This is a genomic window from Sorangium sp. So ce204 (assembly GCF_051526795.1).
Classification (GTDB): domain Bacteria; phylum Myxococcota_A; class Polyangia; order Polyangiales; family Polyangiaceae; genus Sorangium; species Sorangium cellulosum_B.
In genome coordinates this window covers 3,799,613-3,818,954 of record NZ_CP150317.1, presented here as the reverse complement: position 1 = coordinate 3,818,954, position 19,342 = coordinate 3,799,613, and the positions used below count along the sequence as shown (strand labels likewise).

The following is a 19,342-nucleotide window of genomic DNA, read 5'->3' as shown; positions in this document are numbered from 1 at the left end:
CGCGTGGCGCGGGCCCGTCGTTCATGGCTCAATAATAGATCGGCCCGACGCTGCCGCCGCCGGCGACGACAGCGTCGCCGTTGATCGCGACGCTCCTCGGCGAGGCGAGGAACGCGACGACCCACGCGACCTCGCGGGAGTCGACGATCCGGCCGATGCTCACCGAGGCGGCGAGGTCCTTCTCGGGCTCGGGCCGGGTGCGCTCGGTGCGCGTCGCGCCGGGGTGCACGACGGTGACGTTGATCCCCTTCGGGCCGAGCTCGTCCGCGAGGTTCTTCGTGATCGCCGCCACGCCGACGTTGCGCAGGGTGGCGACCGGGCGGCCGGCCTTGCGCACGGCCAGCCCGCCGATGTTGATGATGCGGCCCCAGCCGTTCGCGATGAGGTGCGGCGCGACGGCGCGCGCGGTCCGCAGGTAGCCCACGACCTTGATGTTGATGTCCTCGATCACCTGCGCGTCGACGATCTGGTCGAGGCGCGTCGCGGTCGAGATCCCGCCCGGCACGGCCGCGTTGTTGACGAGGATATCCACGCCGCCCAGCGCGGCGACCGCGCGCTCGACGAGCGCGTTGACCGAGGTCTCGTTGCCGGTGTCGACGACCAGCGGGACGACGCGGCGGCCCGTCTCCGCCGAGAGCTCCGCGGCGGTCGCCTCCAGCTTGTCCTTGCCGCGCGCGGCGATCACGACGTCGGCGCCTTCCCGCGCGAGCTCCCGCGCGATCGCCTTGCCGATACCGCGGCTGCCGCCGGTGACGATGGCCCGCTTGCCGGTGAGTTCGAGATCCACGATCAGCTCCTTCCATCGGCAGACACGAGGTCGTGTGTCTTCTCGCGCCGAGGGAGCCGCGCGTGAGCACGTTTCATTCCACCCGGTGCTTGCCCCGTGTTCGCAGAGAGAATGGGCGCGCGCCGGCACGCCGGGCGGCGTGTCTGCTTCGCAGGCAGCAGCCTGCTGGCGACGTGCTGCGGGCGGAGCAGCTCGCCCATCGCCGAGGCGCGCGGAGCGCGCGAGGGCGCCCTGCGCGAGCCCGCCGAGGCGGCGCAGGCAGCCGCTCGGCGCGGCGGCGAGCCGTCCGAGAGGGCGCGGGTCACCGCGACCGGAGCCGGTCGACCACCGCGAGCACGCCCGCCGCGATCGCCAGGATCGGCGCGAAGATCACGCCGCCGAACCACGCCAGCGCGTAGACGACGCCGAGCAACGGATCGCCCCCACCGTCGGGCGGGGGCGTGCCGCTCAGCACGGACACATGCTCGCGCAAGCCGAGCATGTGACACGCAGCGAAGGCCGCGATGAGCATCGCGGCGCCGAGGGCCAGCTGTCGGCTCACGGGGCACCTCCCGCGCCGGCGATCCGCTCCCAGAGCGGGCCGAAGCTCAGCGCGTAGAGCAGCGCCGCGTCGCCGACCTGGTTGCTCGCGGCGTACCGCAGCCGGTCCCCCTCGCGGATCGGGAACGCCGCGAGGTCGAGCGAGGTGAGCAGTCCCCCGAGGTACGGCGCGTCGCCGAAGGCCGAGGCGCCGAGCAGCGCGAGGCCGCTCGAGCCGGCGCTCGCCCCGACGAGCGGCACGATCGGGCCCGAGTCCACGTCCTCCGGGCCGGCCCACGAGCGGGGCCACTCGCGCGCCCAGCCGAAGCCGAGGAGCTCCGCCCCGAGCTCGCGGCGCGCCCGCGCGTACTGATCGCGCGCGAAATCAGGGTCGATCAGGAGCAGCGCTTGCGCGACCAGCCAGAGGGACGACCCCTCCGGGCCGTCCAGGATCCTGCCGTCGTGGGTGTAGCTCGACACGAGCAGCCCCGTCTTCGGGTCCAGGAGCCGGGCGCGCGCCGCCGCGAGCCAGCGGCGGCCGAGATCGAGGCCGCGGCGCTCGCCGTGCAGCGCGTCGGCCATGCGCATCGCGGAGAGGGCGAGCGTGTTGCAGAAGGTCCAGCACTCGTCGGGGTAGCTCTCGGCCGACAGCACGGGGCTCCGTTCCATGCGGGACCGCATCTCGGCGACGCGCGCGTCGAGCTCGGCCTCGTGATCGGCGCGGCGCGCGACCAGGGCGCGCGCGCCCAGCATGAGCGCGATCTCGCCGTCCACGAAGAGGCTGCGCGCAGGCTGCTGCACGAACGGCCGCCGCGTGGCGTACGGCATCATGAAGTGCAGCATCCCCCGCTCGCGCTCGATCGCGAGGGTCTCGTCGACGATCCGGTCGATGACGGCGAGGTGGCGCGCCTGGGCGCCCGGATCCCGCAGCGCGGCGTTGGCCAGGCCGAGGACGAGGAAGGTCCGTCCCATGAAGTCCCACTCGGCGTTCGCGGCCCGCATCCGCGCGAGCGCCGCGTCCTGCGCGACGCTGTCCTCCTCCCAGAGCGAGAGCTGATGCGCGAGCAGCGCCTGGCCACGCGGCGAGAGCGCGCCCGAGGCGCGGTGCTCGCCCGGCTCGCTCCGGAAGAAGAGGTGGAGGCACGGAAGCCATACAGCCGTGGCGACCAGCAGCGACAGCGCGGCGGCGCCGAGCCGGCGCAGGCGGCCCGCCGCCGCCGGGCGAGCCACGACGCCGGCGGTGGAGGAGAGGTCGGTCATGGGACGGAGCGTGGCGCGGCGCCGTGGCCGGGCTGCGCGCGAGATGTGGCGGATCGGAGGAGGCTCCGGGGATTTTCTCACCGGACGGCCGATTTCGCATACGGCGGTCGTGAGCCTTATCGTGAATCAGATGGAGGGGATTCCGAGGAGCCTGACCGCGGACGCTCGACAGGGTCGGGTGGATCCACGGGGGTGTCCCGCCGGAAGAGCCTCCGCGTGACGGCGCGGGTCATGGCGAGGAGGTTCTCGCTGGTGAAGCGGAACCAGAAGCCGGCGTAGCAGCCGTTCGTACGGAAGCCGGGGTTGGCCGCGGCGTAGCGCCGCGCGGCCGGGCGCTCGAAGTAGCGCGGCGGATAGCGGCTCACCGTCTCCTCGGTCATGAAGATGTTGACGCGGACGAGGCCGGTCTCGTCGTCGACGTGGTAGTCGCTCTCCCTGGCGAGCCTGAAGAACGCCTCCCGCACCGCCTCGTCCTCCGCGGCGCCACGGCGCTTCGGATCGAAGAGCTCGTAGCGCGCGAGCGCCTCGGTGATGGAGACGAACCCGAAGAGGCTGGCGATCGAGAGCCGGTAGAGGCGGGTCCGCGGCGCGCGGCGCTTCGTCTCGATCAAGAACAGGAGGCCGGAGGCGAGGTGCAGCCCGCGGGTACGGAAGTCCGGCGAGATCCTGAGCTTCCCGCCGACGATGGCCCGGCTGCGGGGCAAGGTGAGCGGCGCGGTCTTCCAGAACTGGAAGCCGACGATCGCCCCGGTGTCGGCGCGGCGGAAGACGTGCACGACATCGTTGGTCCTCGCGTGGACGCAGAAGTGCCCGAAGTCCTCGGCCATGAGCGCGTTCGCGAGCGCGTGGAGCTCGCGCAGGCGCGGCTCGGTGAAGTCGCGCCGCTCGACGGTCTCGAGGCGAACGGCGGGGCGCAGCGGGGAGAGGCGGAGAAGGACGTTCAACATGGATGGCTCTGAACGGGCTGGGATGGCCTCGTATCCGCGGCGAGCGACCGCCGCTCTCGGGAGCGCGGGCGACGCCCATGACGATTGGTTGGAATGGCAGCGGGCGTCTTCTCTTGGATCCGCGCCAGCCCTGGAGCGGCTGGACATCGTCTTACGCCTTTTACGCCTTATGCCCCATACAGGGCGTTCAGCGCCCGCGTGGCCTCGTCCGCGGCGGCGTTCACCGGGTCGGCCAGCGCCGCGTCCGCGCCGAACGTCGTGCGCAGCGGCCGCTGGCCGTGCGGCATCTCCAGCAGCCTCAGCAGCACGTCCGCGAGCTCTTCCGGGGGCGGTCCCTTCATGGTCTTGACCATCTCGAGCGTGGCGCGCGCCACGCCCCCGAGCGCCCCGTACTCGGCGGCGCGCGCCGTGTCGTCGTCCAGCCACATGTTGTCGAAGATCTTCGTGTGGACCATTCCCGGCTCCAGGATCACGACGTCGATCCCGAACGACGCGAGCTCGCGCTTGTAGCCCTCGGCGATCATCTCCATCCCGGCCTTGGCAGCGCAGTAGAGCGTCGTGGTCGGTATGACGACGCGCCCGCCGACGCTGGATGTGAAGGCGAGCACCCCGGTCCTTCGCCGGCGCATGTGCGGCAGCACGGCGCGACAGACGCGCTGCGTCCCGACGACGTGGGTATCGAGGAGCCGTTGCAGCAGCTCGACGCTGCCGCACTCGGCCAGCCCCATCAGGCAGCCTCCCGCGTTGTTCAGGAGCACATCGATCTTCCCCGTCTTCTCCATGACCGTCGCGACCGCCGCGGCCACCGAGGCGTCGTCCGTCACGTCGAGCGCGACCGCCTCGATGGGGATCCCCGCGGTCGAAAGGCCCGCCACCTCGTCGCGCGCCGCTCGGTTCCTGCCGTCGGGATCGCGCATGCCCGCGAAGGCCACATACCCGTTCCTCGCGAGCGTCTCCGCCACGCTCCGGCCGATCCCCGTGCTCGCGCCCGTCACCAGCGCCACCCGCTTCGCCGTCATCGGTCGTCCCTCCTCGGGCGCCGAGGCCTCCCCGGCGCTCGTTGCCCCGTCCACGGTGATACACGACCCGGAGAAAATTGAAATTCTGGACGGAGGTGTACGTTACCTTCCAGTCAGAATTGAAATTCGAGCCGGAGCCGCCGGCGGTCGCCGCCGACACGCCCTACGCCACGGCAAACCCGGCGCAGGGCAGGTCCTGTGGCCGGGACGACGAGCCGAGCGGATCCGGCAGATCGAGAACAACGCCTTGAGCAAGCTCCGGATGCTGTCGCGGCGGCAGGCGCGCGAGGTGCCGCTGGAGGGCTTAGGGGCTGCCGAGAGCTGTGTCGCGCGGCGACGCGGCGGTGCTCCGCTGCACGAACAGCTTGAAAGAGAGCTCGTCGACGGGCGATGGTAGCGTCTCTTCACCCGAGGGACGCTCATGAAGGACATCCTCTCTGCTCGCCTGGACTCGCGTGCTTTCTCGGCCGACGCGGTCGAGCTCCACGACCTCACCGGGCGCGAGGTCATCTCGCAGCCGTTCGAGTTCCAGCTCCACGTCGTGTGCAAGAGCCCCGAGGGGCTCGACGAGGAGGCGCTCCTCGCCGAGCCCGCCGCGCTCGTGTTCCTGAGGGGCGACCGCGAGGAGCGGCGTCTCTTCGGCGTCATCTCCGTCGTGCGCGACGCGCTCCACACCGAGACGCTGCACATGGCGTACACGCTCACCTTCGTGCCCCGCGCCTTCCGGCTGACGCTCACCGAAACGTCGGAGATCTTCATGGATCTCTCGGTCCCGGAGATCATCAAGAAGAAGCTCGAGCGGGCCGGTCTCCACGAGGGCGACGACTTCGAGCTCCGCCTGGTCTCGACGTACCCGCCGCGCGAGTACGTCGTGCAGTACAAGGAGACCGACCTCCAGTTCGTCTCGCGCCTCGCCGAGCACCTCGGCATCTCGTTCTTCTTCGAGCACCGCGACGGCCGCGACGTCGTGGTCTTCTCCGACACGAACAGCGGCTTTCAGCCGGTCGCCGGCGACGGGCGCGCGCACTTCTACCCGCGCGGCGATTGCATCGGCGTCCACCGCCTGGAGGGCACGACGCGCACCGTCCCGAGCCGGTACGTGGTGAAGGACTATAACTACCGCACACCGCACGTGCCCTTGATGGCCGCGGCGACCGTCTCGCCCGCGTCGGGCGGCGACGTCGTCGAGTACGGCGCTCATTTCAAGACCCCCGACGAAGGCGAGCGCATCGCGGTCCTCCGCGCGGAGGAGCTGCGCGCCGGCCGCAGGGTGTTCGAGGGAGCCAGCGACGAGCAGGCCCTCGGCGCCGGGGCGAAGCTCACGCTCGAGGGACACCCGCGCGGCGACATCGAGTTGCTGCTCGTCGAGGTGCGCCACCGGCTCCAGCAGGCGACGCTCAACGCGGGCACGGGCGAGGAGCGCGCTTACGCCAACGAGTTCCGGGCGATCCCCTATGCGACCACGTACCGCCCGCCGCGCGTGACGCCGAAGCCGAAGGTGCACGGCGTCATCACCGGCGTCATCGACGCCGCGGAGAAAGGCCAGTACGCCGAGGTCGACGAGAGCGGCCGCTACCGCGTCCGCTTCCTGTTCGACACCAGCAGCGCCGAGGATGGCAAGGCATCGAGGCTCATCCGCATGGCCCAGCCCCATACCGGTGCGGGCTACGGGTTCCACTTCCCCCTGCGGAGCGGGGTGGAGGTGATCCTCACCTTCATCGACGGCGATCCAGACCGGCCCATCATCGCAGGCGCCGTGCCGAACCCCCGCACACCGAGCACCGTCGACGCGAAGAACGGGCGCAGGAACGTCATCCGGACCGGCGGCGGCAACGAGATCAACATCGACGACAACGAGGGCGAGGAGCGCATCAAGCTCTCGACGCCGTACGGCGGCGCGACCTTCCAGCTCGGATCCCCGAACACGCCGGAGTCCGGCGCGGCGCTCACCACGAAGGAGGCGATCACGGCGCTCGGCGCTGCCGGCGTCAGCACATTGACGTCGGTCGCCACGACCCTCACGGACATCGCGTCCGTCGTGGCCTCCTCGAGCATCACACAGTACGCAACTGCCGCGCAAGCGTTCTCAAAGGCGCTGACCGATGACAAGCATCATAAGATCGTGGACGACATCCTCGGCGTCGCGAAGACCGCGCTCGAACTACCGAAGAAATGGGACGCGATGCAGCAGGCGAAGGCGAACGAGGAGGTCGTCGTCGCGGAGGAGCACATGAAGAGGGTGCGCGCGGCGGCCCAGGCGAAGGCTCCTTACCCGGAGAATAACCCGCCGCCGAAGAAGGATCATTACGGGTTGCTCAGGGCCATGACGAAGGAAGAATGGGAGAAAGAGGCCCCCGAGTACGAGGCAGCGGTCGCAGCCACCAAACAACACGCTGACGCGAAGAAGAGAGCCGAGGATCTGGCGAAGAAGATCGCCGAAGAAGAACAGGGGCGAAGAAATGCCGGGATCGTGCATGACATCGTATCGGGGACCAGCGGGGCCGCGAAGGCGCTCCGCGAGGGCAAGAAGGCCGGAGTCGAACTGCTGAGCGACGCCGCGAAGAAGGCCGGGAAGGCGATGGAAGTCGCGCAAGTCGGAATTGCGAACAGCATGATCGGCGCGGCCAACGGGATCGCCGCGGTCCCTCGCGTCTCGGCGGTCATACCTGGCATGGGCGCCCCCTTCTTCCTCGGAGGCGGGGACAACTCAGCGGTGCTGATGGGCAAGGTCGACGCGTTCGTCGGCGGCGCCGCGTCCGCGACGCTCTCCTCCGCTGGCAACGCCATCGTCTCTGGCGGCGCGATCGCCATGCTGAAATCTTTGGGCAAAGTCTCCGTTGCAGGCGCCGCCGCGGCGCTCATCACTGGGAAGAAGGTCGACATCCTCGCGCTCGACAGTTATGTGTCCAAGACAGTGGGCACTTCCAAGACGCACAGCGGAGGTGCCATGCGAATCACGACAGCCTCCTCGCTCACCATAAGCTCAGTGGGCGGCGCTCAACTCAAGTCGAAGGCCACTCTTGACATACAAGCGACCGGAAACACGAGCATAAAAGCAGCGGGAGACCTCCAGGAAAAGGGGGCCAACATCCATCTCGCTGCCGCCGGCGACGCGAAGGTCCACGGGGGGAAATTCGCGGAAGTCATGGGCGGCGGATGGGGAATGAGCGCAAAGCCTGGCAACGTCATGGTCGGCTCAAAAACGGACGGCCTGTCAGTCAAGGGCGGGACTGTGTCGGTAAAGAACGGAGGTTCCCAGTGTGTCCTGGGGGCCAGCGCAGCCAAGCTGGTAAAAGGCGGGACCAGCGTCGCGTGCTCTTCTTCCAGGGTAACTATCCGTGGCGGCCGGATCGACCTCGGCTAGCAGACGCGTACAGGATCTGATTGAACAGGAGCCCGACGCTCCTGCGCCATAGATCGATCTACGACGCCGCAGCAGCGGCCATCAGCAGCGCCAAGAGCCCCAGCACAACGATAGCTGCAACAATCCCAACGATCCGCTCAACTCTCGCTGCCTCTGCTCTCCGCTCACGCATGAGCCGCTCCGATGCTTCGTGCTCTGCCTGGGTCTTGGCCTTGACCGCATCCATCTGTCGCTCGACGACTTGTTGGCACGTCAACTTCTTGGGTCTGGACTCCTTTTCGCTCGCGAAGAGAAGCTCGCCGTCGTGGTCAAACCTCCAGGCGCGCCCGTCCCTACCAAAGAGCCAGTACGATCCATCGGGGCACACAGCAATGCTCATCTCCGGTTGCGGCAGCCTGTCGCGCTTTGACTCCAAGACGACGGACAGCTCACCCGTCGCGCTGATCCGCGCGAGCTGTCCGCTCCTGAGGACGTAGGCATTGCCGTTGCGGTCGACGCCGAGCGTGCGATATCGAGGATCTGGAGGCTCCGAAGAGAACTCCGCGCGGTAGATCTCGCGCCCATTCGCATCAAAACGCACGATCGACGCGCTACACAGGAGAAAGATCGACCCGTCCGTCCCGCACTGAAGACGCTTGAGCCCGCCTGCGATCTCGGTGAGATCCACACTCCCTGGAGCGCCGCCAGTCCAGAGAGGCAACTCCGCCCCATCCGGCGAGAGCCGCCGGAGGACACCGCCGTCCAGGATCAGGAGGGAGCCATCGCGACCGCAAGCCAAGTCGTCGCAATCGGACAAACCGCCATCGCTCTCCTTCACCATATGTGCTGGTTCTCCGGTAGGCGTACCGGTTCTGCCCGAAAGCCAGGGCTGGACCGACGTCTGCCGATCCGTGACGAGGAGTGTGCCGTTCGGAGAGAGCACGAGGTGCACAGCCCGCGATCGACCGCGCTGTAGCCAGCGGACGTTCATCGATGGATCGATGCACCAGAGTACGCTCTCGTGCTTTTCCCGGGCGAGATGTGTACCAACGGAGACCCAGTGCAGCAGCCTCGCCGCACAGTAGAGGTTGCCCTGCGCATCGACCGCCGCCATAGGCGGCTCTTCCCAATCGAACAGCCCTGCGGCGACGGCCTGCGGGGCCGGTGCGCTGTCGGCGATCGACGGATGAAAGATGAGAAACCAGCTCGCCGCCACCTTCCTTCGCCCCCGGTACACGAACTCGTCCGGCACGTGCACGTTCGCGCTGCAGAAGCGGCACGTGTACGCTCGGTTCACGCCGTCGAACGCGACCGGTGAGCCGCACTGCGGGCATGGAAACGTCGCCGCCTCCGCCGCATTTGCCTGCGCCATGGCGGGCGAGTCAGGATCTTCGCCCACGAGGTGCGTGATGTTCGGGAGCGCTCCCGCGAGCTCCACCGGCACCCGTCGCACCCAGGCCTGCTTGGCGCAGCGGTCACACCGGAGCATCGCCTGCTCCCGCACCTCCACGATGCTCGCGACGGGGATCTCCTCCTCGCATCCCTGGCAGCACGGACCGCGCCGGGTGTAAACGGCAGAGAGCTTCCTCGCAGCGCACTGTCGCCCCTCGTTCGCCAGCATCCTCGGCCCGTCGTAGACCGGATCGCGCAGCAGCGCCTGCCAGACATCGTCGCTCACCTCCGTCGACCTCCCGCAGCTCGGGCAGCCCACCTCGCGAGCCAGCGTGTTGACCGGCATCGGCATCCTGCAGGTGCCGCACTCCGTCTCGATCCTCACCGCGACGCTGATCATGCCTCTCCGCTCCTCTCCCCTCCCCCGCTCCCAGCCAACGCCCCCCAGCAACGCCAGCGAAGGCCCTTCAGGCTGCACGCTACCTCAGTGACACCCCCCGCGCGATGGCCTAGCCTCGCCCGAACCATGCCCGCGCAGCGCAACCACGGCTCACCCCCGACGCCTGCCGAGCTCTTGCAGAAGAGCCAGCGCGGCGAGCTCGCCGGCAGCCGCATCTCGGGCGCCGTCGCCCCCGGCATCGATCTCCGCGGCGCCGATCTCTCGCAGGCCCTCTGGCAGGACGTCGATCTGCGCGGCGCGAACCTCGCCGGCGCCACGCTCTCCGGCGCCATCTTCCGCAACGTGAACCTCGAGGGCGCCGACCTCACCGACGCCGACCTCACAGGCGCCCTCCTCGGCGGCCCTCCCGGCGAGGCCTGCCGCCTCGCGGGCGCCGATCTGCGCGACGCTGTCCTCACCGGCGCCTCCCTCCACCAGGTCGACCTCACCGGCGCCAAGCTCTCCGGCGCGCTCCTGGAGCGAGCCGATCTCCGCGCCACGCGCCTCCACAAGGCCGAGCTCCACGACGCCGTCCTCTCCGGCGCGCGCCTCCAGCGCTGCGACGCCCAGGGCGCCCGCCTCGACCGCGCCGCCGTCGACGGCGCCGATCTCTCCTCCGCCGACCTCACGGGCGCCTCGCTCCGCGACGTCGATCTCCGCGCCGCAATCACGACAGGCCTCCTCCTCGGCGGCGCCGATCTCCTGCGCGCCGCCGCCGCCGGACTCGACTTCTCCGCCTCGGGCCCCCCGGCGTCCCTCGCGAGCGCCGAGCTCCACGCCTCCCGGCTCACCGCGATCGATCTCCGCCGCACCGCGATCGAGGGCGCGCGCCTCGTCCAGTGCGACCTCGCCCGGGCCGACCTCTCCGGCGCGAGCTGCGACGGGCTCGTCCTCGACGGCTCCTCGCTCCGGGGCGCCCAGCTCCAGCGCTGGCGGGCCCGCGGCGCCTCGCTCGCCGGGGCGGACCTCACCGGCGCCTCCCTCGACGGCGCCGATCTCCGCAACGCCAACCTCGCCGGCGCCACCCTCGACGAGGCGTCTCTCGCCGGCGCGAAGCTCGAGGGCTGCTCGCTCGAGGGCGTCCGCCTCGCGGGCGTCGACCTGCGCGGCCTCGACCTCGCCGGCGTGTCCCTCGGCAAGGCGGCGCTCCGGGGCCTCTCGTGGGCCGGCGTGAACCTCTCCGGCGCCGATCTCGCCGAGGCCGACCTGCGCGGCGAAGGCCTCGCGGGCGCCGACCTCTCGGACGCCGACCTCTCCGGCGCCTGCCTCGCCAGCGCGAAGCTCGGCGGCGCCGCCTTCCGCGGGGCGCAGCTCGCCGACGTCGACCTCACCGAGGCCGATCTCTCCGACGCCGATCTCTCGGAAGCCGCCCTGTCCACCGCCGCCATCGCCGGGGCCGACCTCCGCCGGACACGGCTCTTCGCGGCCGACCTCTCCGGCGCCGATCTCCGCACCATGCAGCTCGCCGGCGCGGTGCTCGAACAATCGCTCCTCTGCGACGCGAACGGCGAGGGCGCCGATCTCCGCGGCTGCGTCCTGACGAATGCCACGCTGTCGGGCGCGAACCTCCGCGGCGCCAACCTCACCTCGGTGGAGGCCTCTCAGCTCAACCTCGAAGGCGCCGATCTGAAGGGCGCGAAGCTCGCGGGCCTGCGCGCCCCCGCCGCGAACCTCAGGAGGGCGATCCTCGACGGCGCCGATCTCTCCCGCGCCGACCTCTCCGACGCCGCGCTCAACGACGCCGCGCTGCGCCGCGCCCACCTGCGCGAGGCCAGCCTCGGCGCGGCGAGGCTCCCGGGCGCGGACCTGCGCGACGCGGTGATGACGAACGCCGATCTCTCGCTGGCCGATCTCTCGCACGCGCGCCTCGAGCGCGCTCACCTCGCGAACGCCAACCTCGAGGGCGCCGACCTGCACCGGGCCAGGCTCGATGACGCCGAGCTGCTCGGGGTGCGCACCCGCAACATGAAGAACACCGACCCTGACCGCGCGCGCGCGGAAGACTTCCAGACGGAGACCCGATGAACGCGAACGACGCTGTCGCCCTGGAACACGAGCCCTCCCCGGGCGGCGTGCTCGAGGCCACCCTCGTCGACCTGGAAGACGCCGCGCGCGCCGTCGTGCGCCTGGTCCGGCCCGGCGCCCCCGGCGTCGAGGGCGTCACGGCGCGCGCGCGGCTCGCCGTGCCCGGCTACAAGGCCACCCCCGGCGACAGGGTGCTCGTCTCGAAACACGTAACCACATCGGATTTTTACATCGTCGGCATTCTTCTCGCCGCCCGAGGGCCCGTGATCCACACGGCGGAGGGGGCCACGGCGTCGGCCGAGGGGAGCACGATCGCGATCCGGGACGCGTCGGGCGCTGTCGCGGTCACGTACGACGCCGCGACGGGCGCGGCGCGCGTCGCCGCTCCCGCGGGGGACCTGACGCTCGCGGCGCCGCGAGGGAAGGTCGTCGTGGAGGCGGCCACGGACGTGGAGCTCCGCGCGCGGCGCGATGTCCGGCACCGGGCGGGGCGGCGCGTGGCGAGCGAGGTCGGCGAGGGCGGCGAGCCGGCGCTCGTGGTGGAGCGGGCGGCCGTGCGCGTGTCCGCGGCGGCGGTCGACGTCACCTCGGAGAGGGCGTCGCTCCACGCGACCGAGGCGACCGTGCTCGCCGAGCGGATCGCCACGACCGCCGCGCAGATCGCCGCCACCGCCGGCCGGATGGAGATCCAGGCCGAGCGGCTGATCGAGCGGGCAAAGGACGCTTACCGCGACGTCGACGGGCTGCTCCAGACCCGGGCGAGGCGCGCGCGCTCGCTCATCCGCGAGGCGTATCAGCTCGTCAGCGATCGGACATCGATGGTCTCGAAGAAGGAGACATCGATCGACGGCGAGCGCGTGCTGCTCGGATGAGCCAGCGTGGAAGTGGAGGGATCCCGAGATGAAGATGCCCGCAGCGACGAAGGCCGGCGGCATGTGCTTCGCCATGCCGGACGTGTGCAAGGTGCCAGCGCCGCCGGCGCCCCCCGTGCCGACGCCGTTCCCGAACATCGGGACGCTGAACGGCTGCGAGTCGACCGTCTCCAAGGTGCTCGTCCAGAAGAAGGAGACCGTGACGGAGGCGTCGAAGATGCCGAGCAGCAAGGGTGATGAGGCCGGCACGCTCGGCGGGATGGTCTCGAACGTGAACCGCGGGCAGGTGACCTTCAAGCGCGCGAGCTCGAAGGTCTACGCCAAGGGGAAGAAGATCGTCTATCACACCGCGATGTCGGCCCATAACGGCTCGAACGCGAACATGCCCGCCGGCGCCCACGTCGCGCCCTCGCAGGTGAAGGTGTTCGTGGCGGTGTGATCCGCGCCGCTCATCGCTCCTCCAGCTTGGTCCCTGCCGTGAAGGCCTCCGCGATGTGGAGTTCGGCCGTGCGCGCCTTCCAGGTCTCCGCCTGATACAGGTTGGCGCCGCGCAGGTCGGCCCCCTCGAGATCGGCGCTGTCGAAGGCGGCGCGCATCAGGTTCGCCTGGCGCAGGCGCGCGCCGCGGAGCCGCGCCTTGCGGAAGCGGGCGTCGACGAGGTCGGCGCCCTCGAAGGTGGCCCGGTCGAGCGTCGCCCGGGTGAAGCTCGCCTCCGGGAGCGCCGCGCCCGCGAAGACGCCCTCGGTGAGGTCGGCGCCCTCCCACACGGAGCCCGGGCCCCGCGCGCGACGGAACGACCCGTTCCGGAGGACCACGTCGTCGGCGCGGAGGTCGGCGACCGAGGCCCCGTCCAGGGTGACGCGCGCTCCTGTAGCACCGTAAATTTTTACATCATCGAGCGTCGCGTCGCGGAAGCTCGCCTCGTCGAGGGAGGCCTGCATCATCTCGGCGCCGGTGAGGTCCGCGCGATCGAAGCAGGCCCTCGCGAGCGTGGCCCCCGCGAAGCTGGCGCCGGGCGCCCGGGCCCCCTCGAAGACGGCGCCGTCGCAGCGCGCCTCCGCCGCGGCCGCGAGCTCCAGGACGGCGCCGGCGAAGCGCGCGGCCTTGACGCTCGCGCCGGTGAGGTCGGCCCGGGTGAGGTCGGCTCCCTCGAAGCGCGCGCCCTCGGCGTCGGCCTCCGCGAGCACGGCCTCGACGAGCCGCGCGCCGTCCATGCGGGCGCCCCGGAGGTTCGCCCGCTTCAGGATGACGCCGCCCAGGTCGGCCCCGGCGAGATCCGCGCCGGACAGGTCGATGCCGGTCAGGTCCATGCCGGCGAGCGGCTCGCCGAGGCGAAGGAGCTCGAGGACGGCGTCGCGGCAGGCGGTCGGCGGCGCCGCCACGGGATCGCTGGGAGCCGCCTCTTCTCGCGGGGGGACGCCGCCTTCCGCCTGCGCCGGCGCTGCGGCAGCCTCCGCCGCGGCAGCCCCCGCCCCCGCCGCCGCGCCGCTCCCGGCCGCCGTGCGCCGCCGCGCGCGCGCCTGGGCGAGCGCCTCGGCGATGCGCGCCTCGAGGGCCGATTCGCCCTCCTCGGCCGCGGCGTCGTTCGCCGCGCCCTCCTCGCCTGCCGCCGGCGCCTCGGCCGCCTCGCGCGCCGCGAGCTCCGCGAAGAAGCGCGCCCGCGCGTCGCGCTTCGCCGTCGGCTCGCTCTTCGCCCCGCCCTGCGCCATCGGCTCGCTCAGGACGAACAGCGACGCGATCTCGGAAGCGTCCTCGTCGGCCACGTCGAGCAGGCCCCGCCAGACCAGCACGAGCCGGAGCGCGTCGGCGTCGAACCACACGGTGTCGAGCCGCATCGGGACCTCGGAGAACCCGCCGCCGGCCTCCTCCGTCGCCTGCTTGAACGCGCGGACCCGCAGCTCGGGCAGCCGCCCCCGGACGACCTCGCCCTCCGGGCGCACGGACCAGAGCTCGAACGGCTCGTCCCCCCGGGGATAGGCGATCTGCTGCTCCGCGGGCGCGGCGTTGAAGAAGGTCCAGTCGAAGTCGTCGGGAAAGAACGGCCAGCGCGTCTTCCTCCAGCGCTCGCCGTACGACCCGATCTTCTCGAGGCGTTCGCTCCACGTCGCCGCGATCGGCGCGAAGCACGCCGGACAGGGCCTGTCGCCCGCCGAGCGGATCACCCGATCCGGCAGCTCGAGCGACGGGAGCGCGCCGCCTGCCCGCGCGCCGTACCCGGTCCCGACGGGGTTCGGGCCGAACCCGGCGCCGCCGAAGGCGCTCTCGAAGCGGAGCGGGATGCGGTCCCACGTCCCGGGCGCGGTGGGCGCGCCGAGCGCGTCCCAGCGGCGCGGGCCGACGGCCGCGACGGAGCGGTCGAGCGCGTCGCCGAGGCGCAGCCGGACGAGCGCCGCGGCGTCGCCGTCGCTGGCGCGGTGCGCGTGCCCGACCAGCAGGACGTCGGCTCTCGGCTTGAAGATCGCGAAATCGGACGGGTAACGGAGGCTCTTCGCGGGGTCGTCGTCGACGTGGACGTCGCCGCCGGGGAGCTCCTGATCGGCCGCGATCGCCGCCGGCGCCCCGGGCACGAGGTCGAAGGTGCCCTTGACCACGACGGTGAGCGAGTCCCTCGGCGGCCGGGCCTGCCAGGGGACGGTGAACGCGGCGAACGGGGTGATGTTCAGGATCGGGACGTGCTCGGTCGTCCTCGCGGGCGGCGGCAGGTCGGGCGAGCCGGCGAGATCCTCGCTGGTCGGCTTCGACGGCTCCGGCTCGGGCAGCGGCAGCGTGGCCGTGGGCAGCGGCGCGCCGGCGTGCGCCGCGATGTGCGCGGCCATGGCGGGGAACGCCTGCCGGAGGGCCTCCAGCGAGACCTCGGCGGGGGCCCGCGCGGGCTCGGCCTGCTCCGCGGGCCGGGGCGGCGCGATCGGGAACGGCGCGTCCTCCTGGCGCGCGCCGCGCAGCACGTCCTGGAGGTTGAACTCGCGCGTGTCCGCGAGCACCGGCGGCTGCCCGGACACCGGCGGCGCCGGCGCGCCCGCGCCTCCGGCCGCCTCCCCGGCGCCGGGACCCGCCTGCGAGGCCTCCGCGGCGACGGCGCCGGGCGGCGCCGGGTCGAACGCGCGGAGGGCCTCGGCGAAGGCAGCGGGGTCGAGGGGGCGCGTCTGCGTCAGGTCGAGCGACGGGCGCGCCGCCTCCGCGCCCGCGCCGCGCGCGGCCCACTCCTCGGCGCTCATGCCGCGGACAACCGACGGATCCGGCTCGGGGATCGGGAGCGACGGCCGCGCGCCCGCGGGCGGCCTCACGCCCTCCGGCAGCGGCGCGGTCGTCGCGCCGACCGGCGGCGCGGCCGCGGCGGCGGGCTCCGGCGCAGGCCACGCCGCGCGCTCGTCGAGGGGCGCCAGCGTCACCAGGATCCTGCCCCGCTCGACGGCCTCCAGGGCGCGCTCCGCGACGGCCAGGGACGCGCGCCACGTCAGGGTGCAACGGAGCGCGTCGGCGTCGATCCAGAGCGTGTCGCAGCGCACGGTGAGCTCGACGCCGGCGGGGTCGGCGAGCCGCGGCGCGCGGAGGAGCACGCGCGCCGTCACGCCGGGCAGGCGAGAGCGCACCTGGGCGGCCGTGGGGTGGAGCCCTTCGAGCAGGATCCACTCGTCCCCGCGCAGGTAGCGTACCTGCTGGTCGCGCGGGGCCGCGTTGAAGTAGCCCCAGTCCATGGCGATCGGGAGCTCCGGGACGGGCCGCAGGAGCTTCGCGGGATCCCACGCGCCGAGCGCGCGCCGCCGCTGCGGCCACGCTCTCGAGATGGGCCCGAAGCCGTCGGGGGCGTCGGGCGCGGCGGGGTTGACGATGCTCGGCAGCCGGAGGTCGGCGGGATCGGCCCCCCTTCCGACAGGGTTCTCGGGGCAGCGCGCGCCGCCGAAGGCGAGCTCGTAGCGCACGGGCAGCCTGGAGAACGCGGCCGGCGCCGTCGCCTGGCCGGTCGCGGGATCGCGCTGCCGCTCGCCCACGACCTGGAGCCGCTTGTCGACCGCGGGCGCGTGCGCGTGCGCTTCGAAGACGGCGAGGCGCACCCACCGGTGGCTCACGCGCTGGCCGGGCGGGGCGTACGCGCTGCCGGTGAGCAGGACGTCGGCGCGGGGCTTGTGGGGCACGGCATCCGAGGCGACATAGAGGCTCCGGCCCGCGTTCTGCTCGTGGAAGACGTCGTCGAAGAGCGGCAGCGGCGCGGCCAGCGCGGCGACGCCGTCGGGCGAGAGCTGGAAGGTCGCCTTCACGGCGACGGTCACACAGGGTCCGTTCGCCGTTCGCCAGAGCAACGCCGAGGCGGCCAGGGGGGACAGGGAGATGAGCTGCATGAACGGCCCGGCACCCTAGCCGAGAGCGCCGGCGGATGCGCCCCCCTCGGCGACGCGGGGCCGCTCCGCGCTTCGACCTGCGTGGGGTGAGGAGCAGTGATCCTCGGGAGATAGGGATGAGAGACGAACCTGGGCGACCCGGCGCGAGATCCCTGGAGCTCCTCGCGCCCTCGTGTCCTCTTCTCCCGTGTCCTCCCGTGTCTCTGCCGTGGCGTCACGCCACGGCGAAGCCGGCGCTGAGCAGGTCTTGCGGCCGGGACGACGAGCCGATGTGGACACGGAAATCCCCCGGCTCCACCGCGCGGCGCCCCTCCGCGTCGACCAGGGACAGCTCCGCCACGGGCACGTCGAAGCGCACCTTGCGCGCCTCCCCCGCGGCCAGGCCCACGCGGCGGAAGGCCTTCAGCTCCTTCTGCGCCCACGTGGACGACGTCACCAGATCTTCGATGTACAGCTGGGCGATCTCGACGCCATCGCGCCCGCCAGCGTTGGTGATCGTCACCTCGAACGACGCCGTGCCGCCTCGCTCCACGCTCGGCGTCAGGACCTTCAGATCACCGTAGGTGAAGCGCGTGTAGCTCAGGCCGAAGCCGAAGGCGAACGCAGGCTCCTGCGTGAGGTCGGCGTAGCGACTCCCGTGCTGGCCGCGGGCCTGGTTGTAGAAGATCGGCTGCTGGCCCACGTGGTAGGGGAACGAGATCGTCAGCTTGCCAGAGGGGTTGATCTTCCCGAACACCGCCTCGGCCACGGCCCGCCCGCCCATCATCCCCGGGTTGAACGCCTCGAGGATCGCCGCCGCGCCGAGCGCCGAGCGCGGCAGGACCAGCGGCTTGCTGTTGACGAGGACAACGACCGTGGGAACACAGGTCCTGGCGATCGCGTCCGAGAGGGCCCTCTGTCCGCCCATGAGCTCGAGGGTCGCCGTGCTCTTCGTCTCGCCGATGAGCTCGATCCTGTCCCCCAGGACCAGCACCACCGCGTCTGCGCCCCGGGCCAGCTCGACCGCCTCGGGGATGCCCGACTCGTCCTCGCTGAGAACCGAGCAGCCCGCGGCATAGACCACCTCACACCCCGGGGGCGCGAGCTCCCGTATCCCATCCACGATCGTGACGATGCTCGAGCGGGGGTGCTGCGGCCCGTTGCCGCCGCTCATCTGGCCCGAGCCGAGCGACCAGTCGCCCAGCTGGGCGATCGTGTCGTCCGCGTTGGGGCCGATCACCGCGATCCGCCGCGAGGGCCTCGACGTCGCCGCCTCCGCGAGCGGCAGGAGGCCGTCGTTCTTGAGCAGCACGAGAGACGCCCGCGCGACCGTGAGGTTCAGGTCCCGGTGGGCCGCACACCCGATGATCTCCTGGATGCGCTGCTCGCTGCTGTACCCGGGGTCCTCGAAGAGCCCCAGGGAGAACTTGAGCGACAGGACGCGCCGCACGACCGCGTCGATCTCCGCCTCGGCGAGGAGCCCGCGGCGCACCGCCTCCTGGGCGCCCTCATAGAACTGCGGTGTCGCCATCATCAGGTCGTTTCCGCTCCGGAGCGCCACCGTGGCCGCCTCGGCCATGTCCTTGCAGACCTTCTGATCGAGCACGAGATTGCCAACGTTGTTCCAGTCGGTCACGAGGATCCCCTCGAACCCCCACTCCTCCTTGAGGACCTCCGTCAGGAGCCAGCGGTTGGCGGTGGCCGGGATCCCGTCCATGGACTGGTATCCAGTCATGAAGGCCATGCAGCCGCTCCTCGCGGCCCGCTCGAAGGGCGGCAGGAAATACGAGCGCAGGTAGCGCCGCGAGATGTTCGCCTCCGACGCGTCGCGGCCGCCCAGCGTCTCCGAGTACCCCGCGTAGTGCTTGGCTGTCGCCAGCACCGCGTCCGGATCGTCCAGGCCCTTGCCCTGATAGCCCTTGATCATCGCGCAGGCGAGCTCGCCGATCAGATAGGGATCCTCGCCGAAGGTCTCCCCCACCCTGCCCCAGCGGAGATCGCGTGTGAGGCACAGGACGGGAGAGAACGTCCACTTGAGTCCCGTGGCCCGCATCTCGGCGGCGGTCACCCGCGCGACCTGCTCCAGGAGCCCCGTATCCCAGCTGCAGGCCATGGCGAGCTGCGTGGGGAAGATCGTGGCGCCCGCCCAGAAGGAATGGCCGTGGATCCCGTCGTCGGCCATCAGCACCGGAATGCCAAGGCGGGTGTCCAGCGCGCGCCGGATCGCCGTGTCAGCGTCCTTCCCGTTGCAGTGCAGGAGGCTGCCGACCTTCATCCGTCCGATCGCGTCCTCCAGATCTCCCTGGGCGTCGAGCTGCATGAGCTGCCCCACCTTCTCGTCCAGGGTCATCCGACTCAGGAGGTCTTCCACCCGCTTTCCCACGGGCTGCTTGGCATCTTTGTAGAGAGGAGCGTCGTTCATG

General features: G+C 71.6%; 12 protein-coding genes. 4 read left to right on the top strand and 8 right to left on the bottom strand.

The window, feature by feature from the left end; all coding sequences use genetic code 11:
• Positions 1-28: 28 nt before the first annotated feature.
• The 5 genes from WMF22_RS14390 to WMF22_RS14370 all read right to left on the bottom strand — a co-directional run bounded on the left by WMF22_RS14390 (position 29) and on the right by WMF22_RS14370 (position 4,532).
• On the bottom strand, positions 29-787 hold the full coding sequence (locus WMF22_RS14390; protein WP_012235241.1) for an SDR family NAD(P)-dependent oxidoreductase: 759 nt from the start codon (positions 785-787) through the stop codon (positions 29-31).
• Positions 788-1,088: 301 nt separating this feature from the next.
• Complete coding sequence (locus WMF22_RS14385; protein ID WP_437299650.1) at positions 1,089-1,328, bottom strand: hypothetical protein; 240 nt, start codon at positions 1,326-1,328, stop codon at positions 1,089-1,091.
• Positions 1,325-2,566, bottom strand: a complete 1,242-nt coding sequence (locus tag WMF22_RS14380; protein ID WP_438036088.1) for a hypothetical protein — start codon at positions 2,564-2,566, stop codon at positions 1,325-1,327. Before WMF22_RS14380 ends, WMF22_RS14385 begins: the two co-directional genes overlap by 4 nt.
• A gap of 116 nt (positions 2,567-2,682) precedes the next feature.
• On the bottom strand, positions 2,683-3,513 hold the full coding sequence (locus WMF22_RS14375) for a hypothetical protein (protein WP_438036087.1): 831 nt from the start codon (positions 3,511-3,513) through the stop codon (positions 2,683-2,685).
• Positions 3,514-3,680: 167 nt separating this feature from the next.
• The gene (locus WMF22_RS14370) at positions 3,681-4,532 is read right to left on the bottom strand and encodes an SDR family NAD(P)-dependent oxidoreductase (protein ID WP_438036086.1); all 852 of its coding nucleotides are present in this window, start codon (positions 4,530-4,532) and stop codon (positions 3,681-3,683) included.
• Positions 4,533-4,953: 421 nt separating this feature from the next.
• On the opposite strand from WMF22_RS14370, the gene WMF22_RS14365 reads away from it, so the two are divergent.
• Positions 4,954-7,896, top strand: a complete 2,943-nt coding sequence (locus tag WMF22_RS14365; protein ID WP_438036085.1) for a type VI secretion system Vgr family protein — start codon at positions 4,954-4,956, stop codon at positions 7,894-7,896.
• Positions 7,897-7,954: 58 nt separating this feature from the next.
• On the opposite strand, the gene WMF22_RS14360 is transcribed toward WMF22_RS14365, so the two are convergent.
• The gene (locus WMF22_RS14360; RefSeq protein ID WP_437299642.1) at positions 7,955-9,667 is read right to left on the bottom strand and encodes a hypothetical protein; all 1,713 of its coding nucleotides are present in this window, start codon (positions 9,665-9,667) and stop codon (positions 7,955-7,957) included.
• Positions 9,668-9,793: 126 nt separating this feature from the next.
• Here WMF22_RS14360 and WMF22_RS14355 point away from each other — a divergent pair, with 126 nt between their 5' ends.
• Genes WMF22_RS14355 through WMF22_RS14345 form a run of 3 tightly spaced genes read left to right on the top strand, consistent with a single transcriptional unit; the run spans position 9,794 to position 13,042 of the window.
• Complete coding sequence (locus tag WMF22_RS14355; protein ID WP_438036084.1) at positions 9,794-11,731, top strand: pentapeptide repeat-containing protein; 1,938 nt, start codon at positions 9,794-9,796, stop codon at positions 11,729-11,731.
• A complete protein-coding gene (locus WMF22_RS14350) occupies positions 11,728-12,603 on the top strand; it encodes a DUF3540 domain-containing protein (protein WP_437299640.1) in 876 nt (291 codons plus the stop codon). Before WMF22_RS14355 ends, WMF22_RS14350 begins: the two co-directional genes overlap by 4 nt.
• A 28-nt stretch (positions 12,604-12,631) precedes the next feature.
• Complete coding sequence (locus tag WMF22_RS14345; RefSeq protein WP_437290455.1) at positions 12,632-13,042, top strand: PAAR-like domain-containing protein; 411 nt, start codon at positions 12,632-12,634, stop codon at positions 13,040-13,042.
• A gap of 10 nt (positions 13,043-13,052) precedes the next feature.
• Here the strand turns inward: WMF22_RS14345 and WMF22_RS14340 are convergent, their stop codons facing one another.
• Complete coding sequence (locus WMF22_RS14340; protein WP_438036083.1) at positions 13,053-16,940, bottom strand: DUF2169 domain-containing protein; 3,888 nt, start codon at positions 16,938-16,940, stop codon at positions 13,053-13,055.
• 214 nt (positions 16,941-17,154) lie between these two features.
• Positions 17,155-19,341, bottom strand: a complete 2,187-nt coding sequence (locus WMF22_RS14335; protein ID WP_438036082.1) for a glycoside hydrolase family 3 N-terminal domain-containing protein — start codon at positions 19,339-19,341, stop codon at positions 17,155-17,157.
• Position 19,342: the final 1 nt, after the last annotated feature.

What these genes read in the sequence shown, in the direction of transcription:
- WMF22_RS14375 (WP_438036087.1), bottom strand. Translation starts at nt 3,513, where the DNA reads ATGTTGAACGTCCTTCTCCGCCTCTCCCCGCTGCGCCCCGCCGTTCGC.
- WMF22_RS14365 (WP_438036085.1), top strand. Translation starts at nt 4,954, where the DNA reads ATGAAGGACATCCTCTCTGCTCGCCTGGACTCGCGTGCTTTCTCGGCC.
- WMF22_RS14350 (WP_437299640.1), top strand. Translation starts at nt 11,728, where the DNA reads ATGAACGCGAACGACGCTGTCGCCCTGGAACACGAGCCCTCCCCGGGC.
- WMF22_RS14360 (WP_437299642.1), bottom strand. Translation starts at nt 9,667, where the DNA reads ATGATCAGCGTCGCGGTGAGGATCGAGACGGAGTGCGGCACCTGCAGG.
- WMF22_RS14345 (WP_437290455.1), top strand. Translation starts at nt 12,632, where the DNA reads ATGAAGATGCCCGCAGCGACGAAGGCCGGCGGCATGTGCTTCGCCATG.
- WMF22_RS14380 (WP_438036088.1), bottom strand. Translation starts at nt 2,566, where the DNA reads ATGACCGACCTCTCCTCCACCGCCGGCGTCGTGGCTCGCCCGGCGGCG.
- WMF22_RS14370 (WP_438036086.1), bottom strand. Translation starts at nt 4,532, where the DNA reads ATGACGGCGAAGCGGGTGGCGCTGGTGACGGGCGCGAGCACGGGGATC.
- WMF22_RS14335 (WP_438036082.1), bottom strand. Translation starts at nt 19,341, where the DNA reads ATGAACGACGCTCCTCTCTACAAAGATGCCAAGCAGCCCGTGGGAAAG.
- WMF22_RS14340 (WP_438036083.1), bottom strand. Translation starts at nt 16,940, where the DNA reads ATGCAGCTCATCTCCCTGTCCCCCCTGGCCGCCTCGGCGTTGCTCTGG.
- WMF22_RS14355 (WP_438036084.1), top strand. Translation starts at nt 9,794, where the DNA reads ATGCCCGCGCAGCGCAACCACGGCTCACCCCCGACGCCTGCCGAGCTC.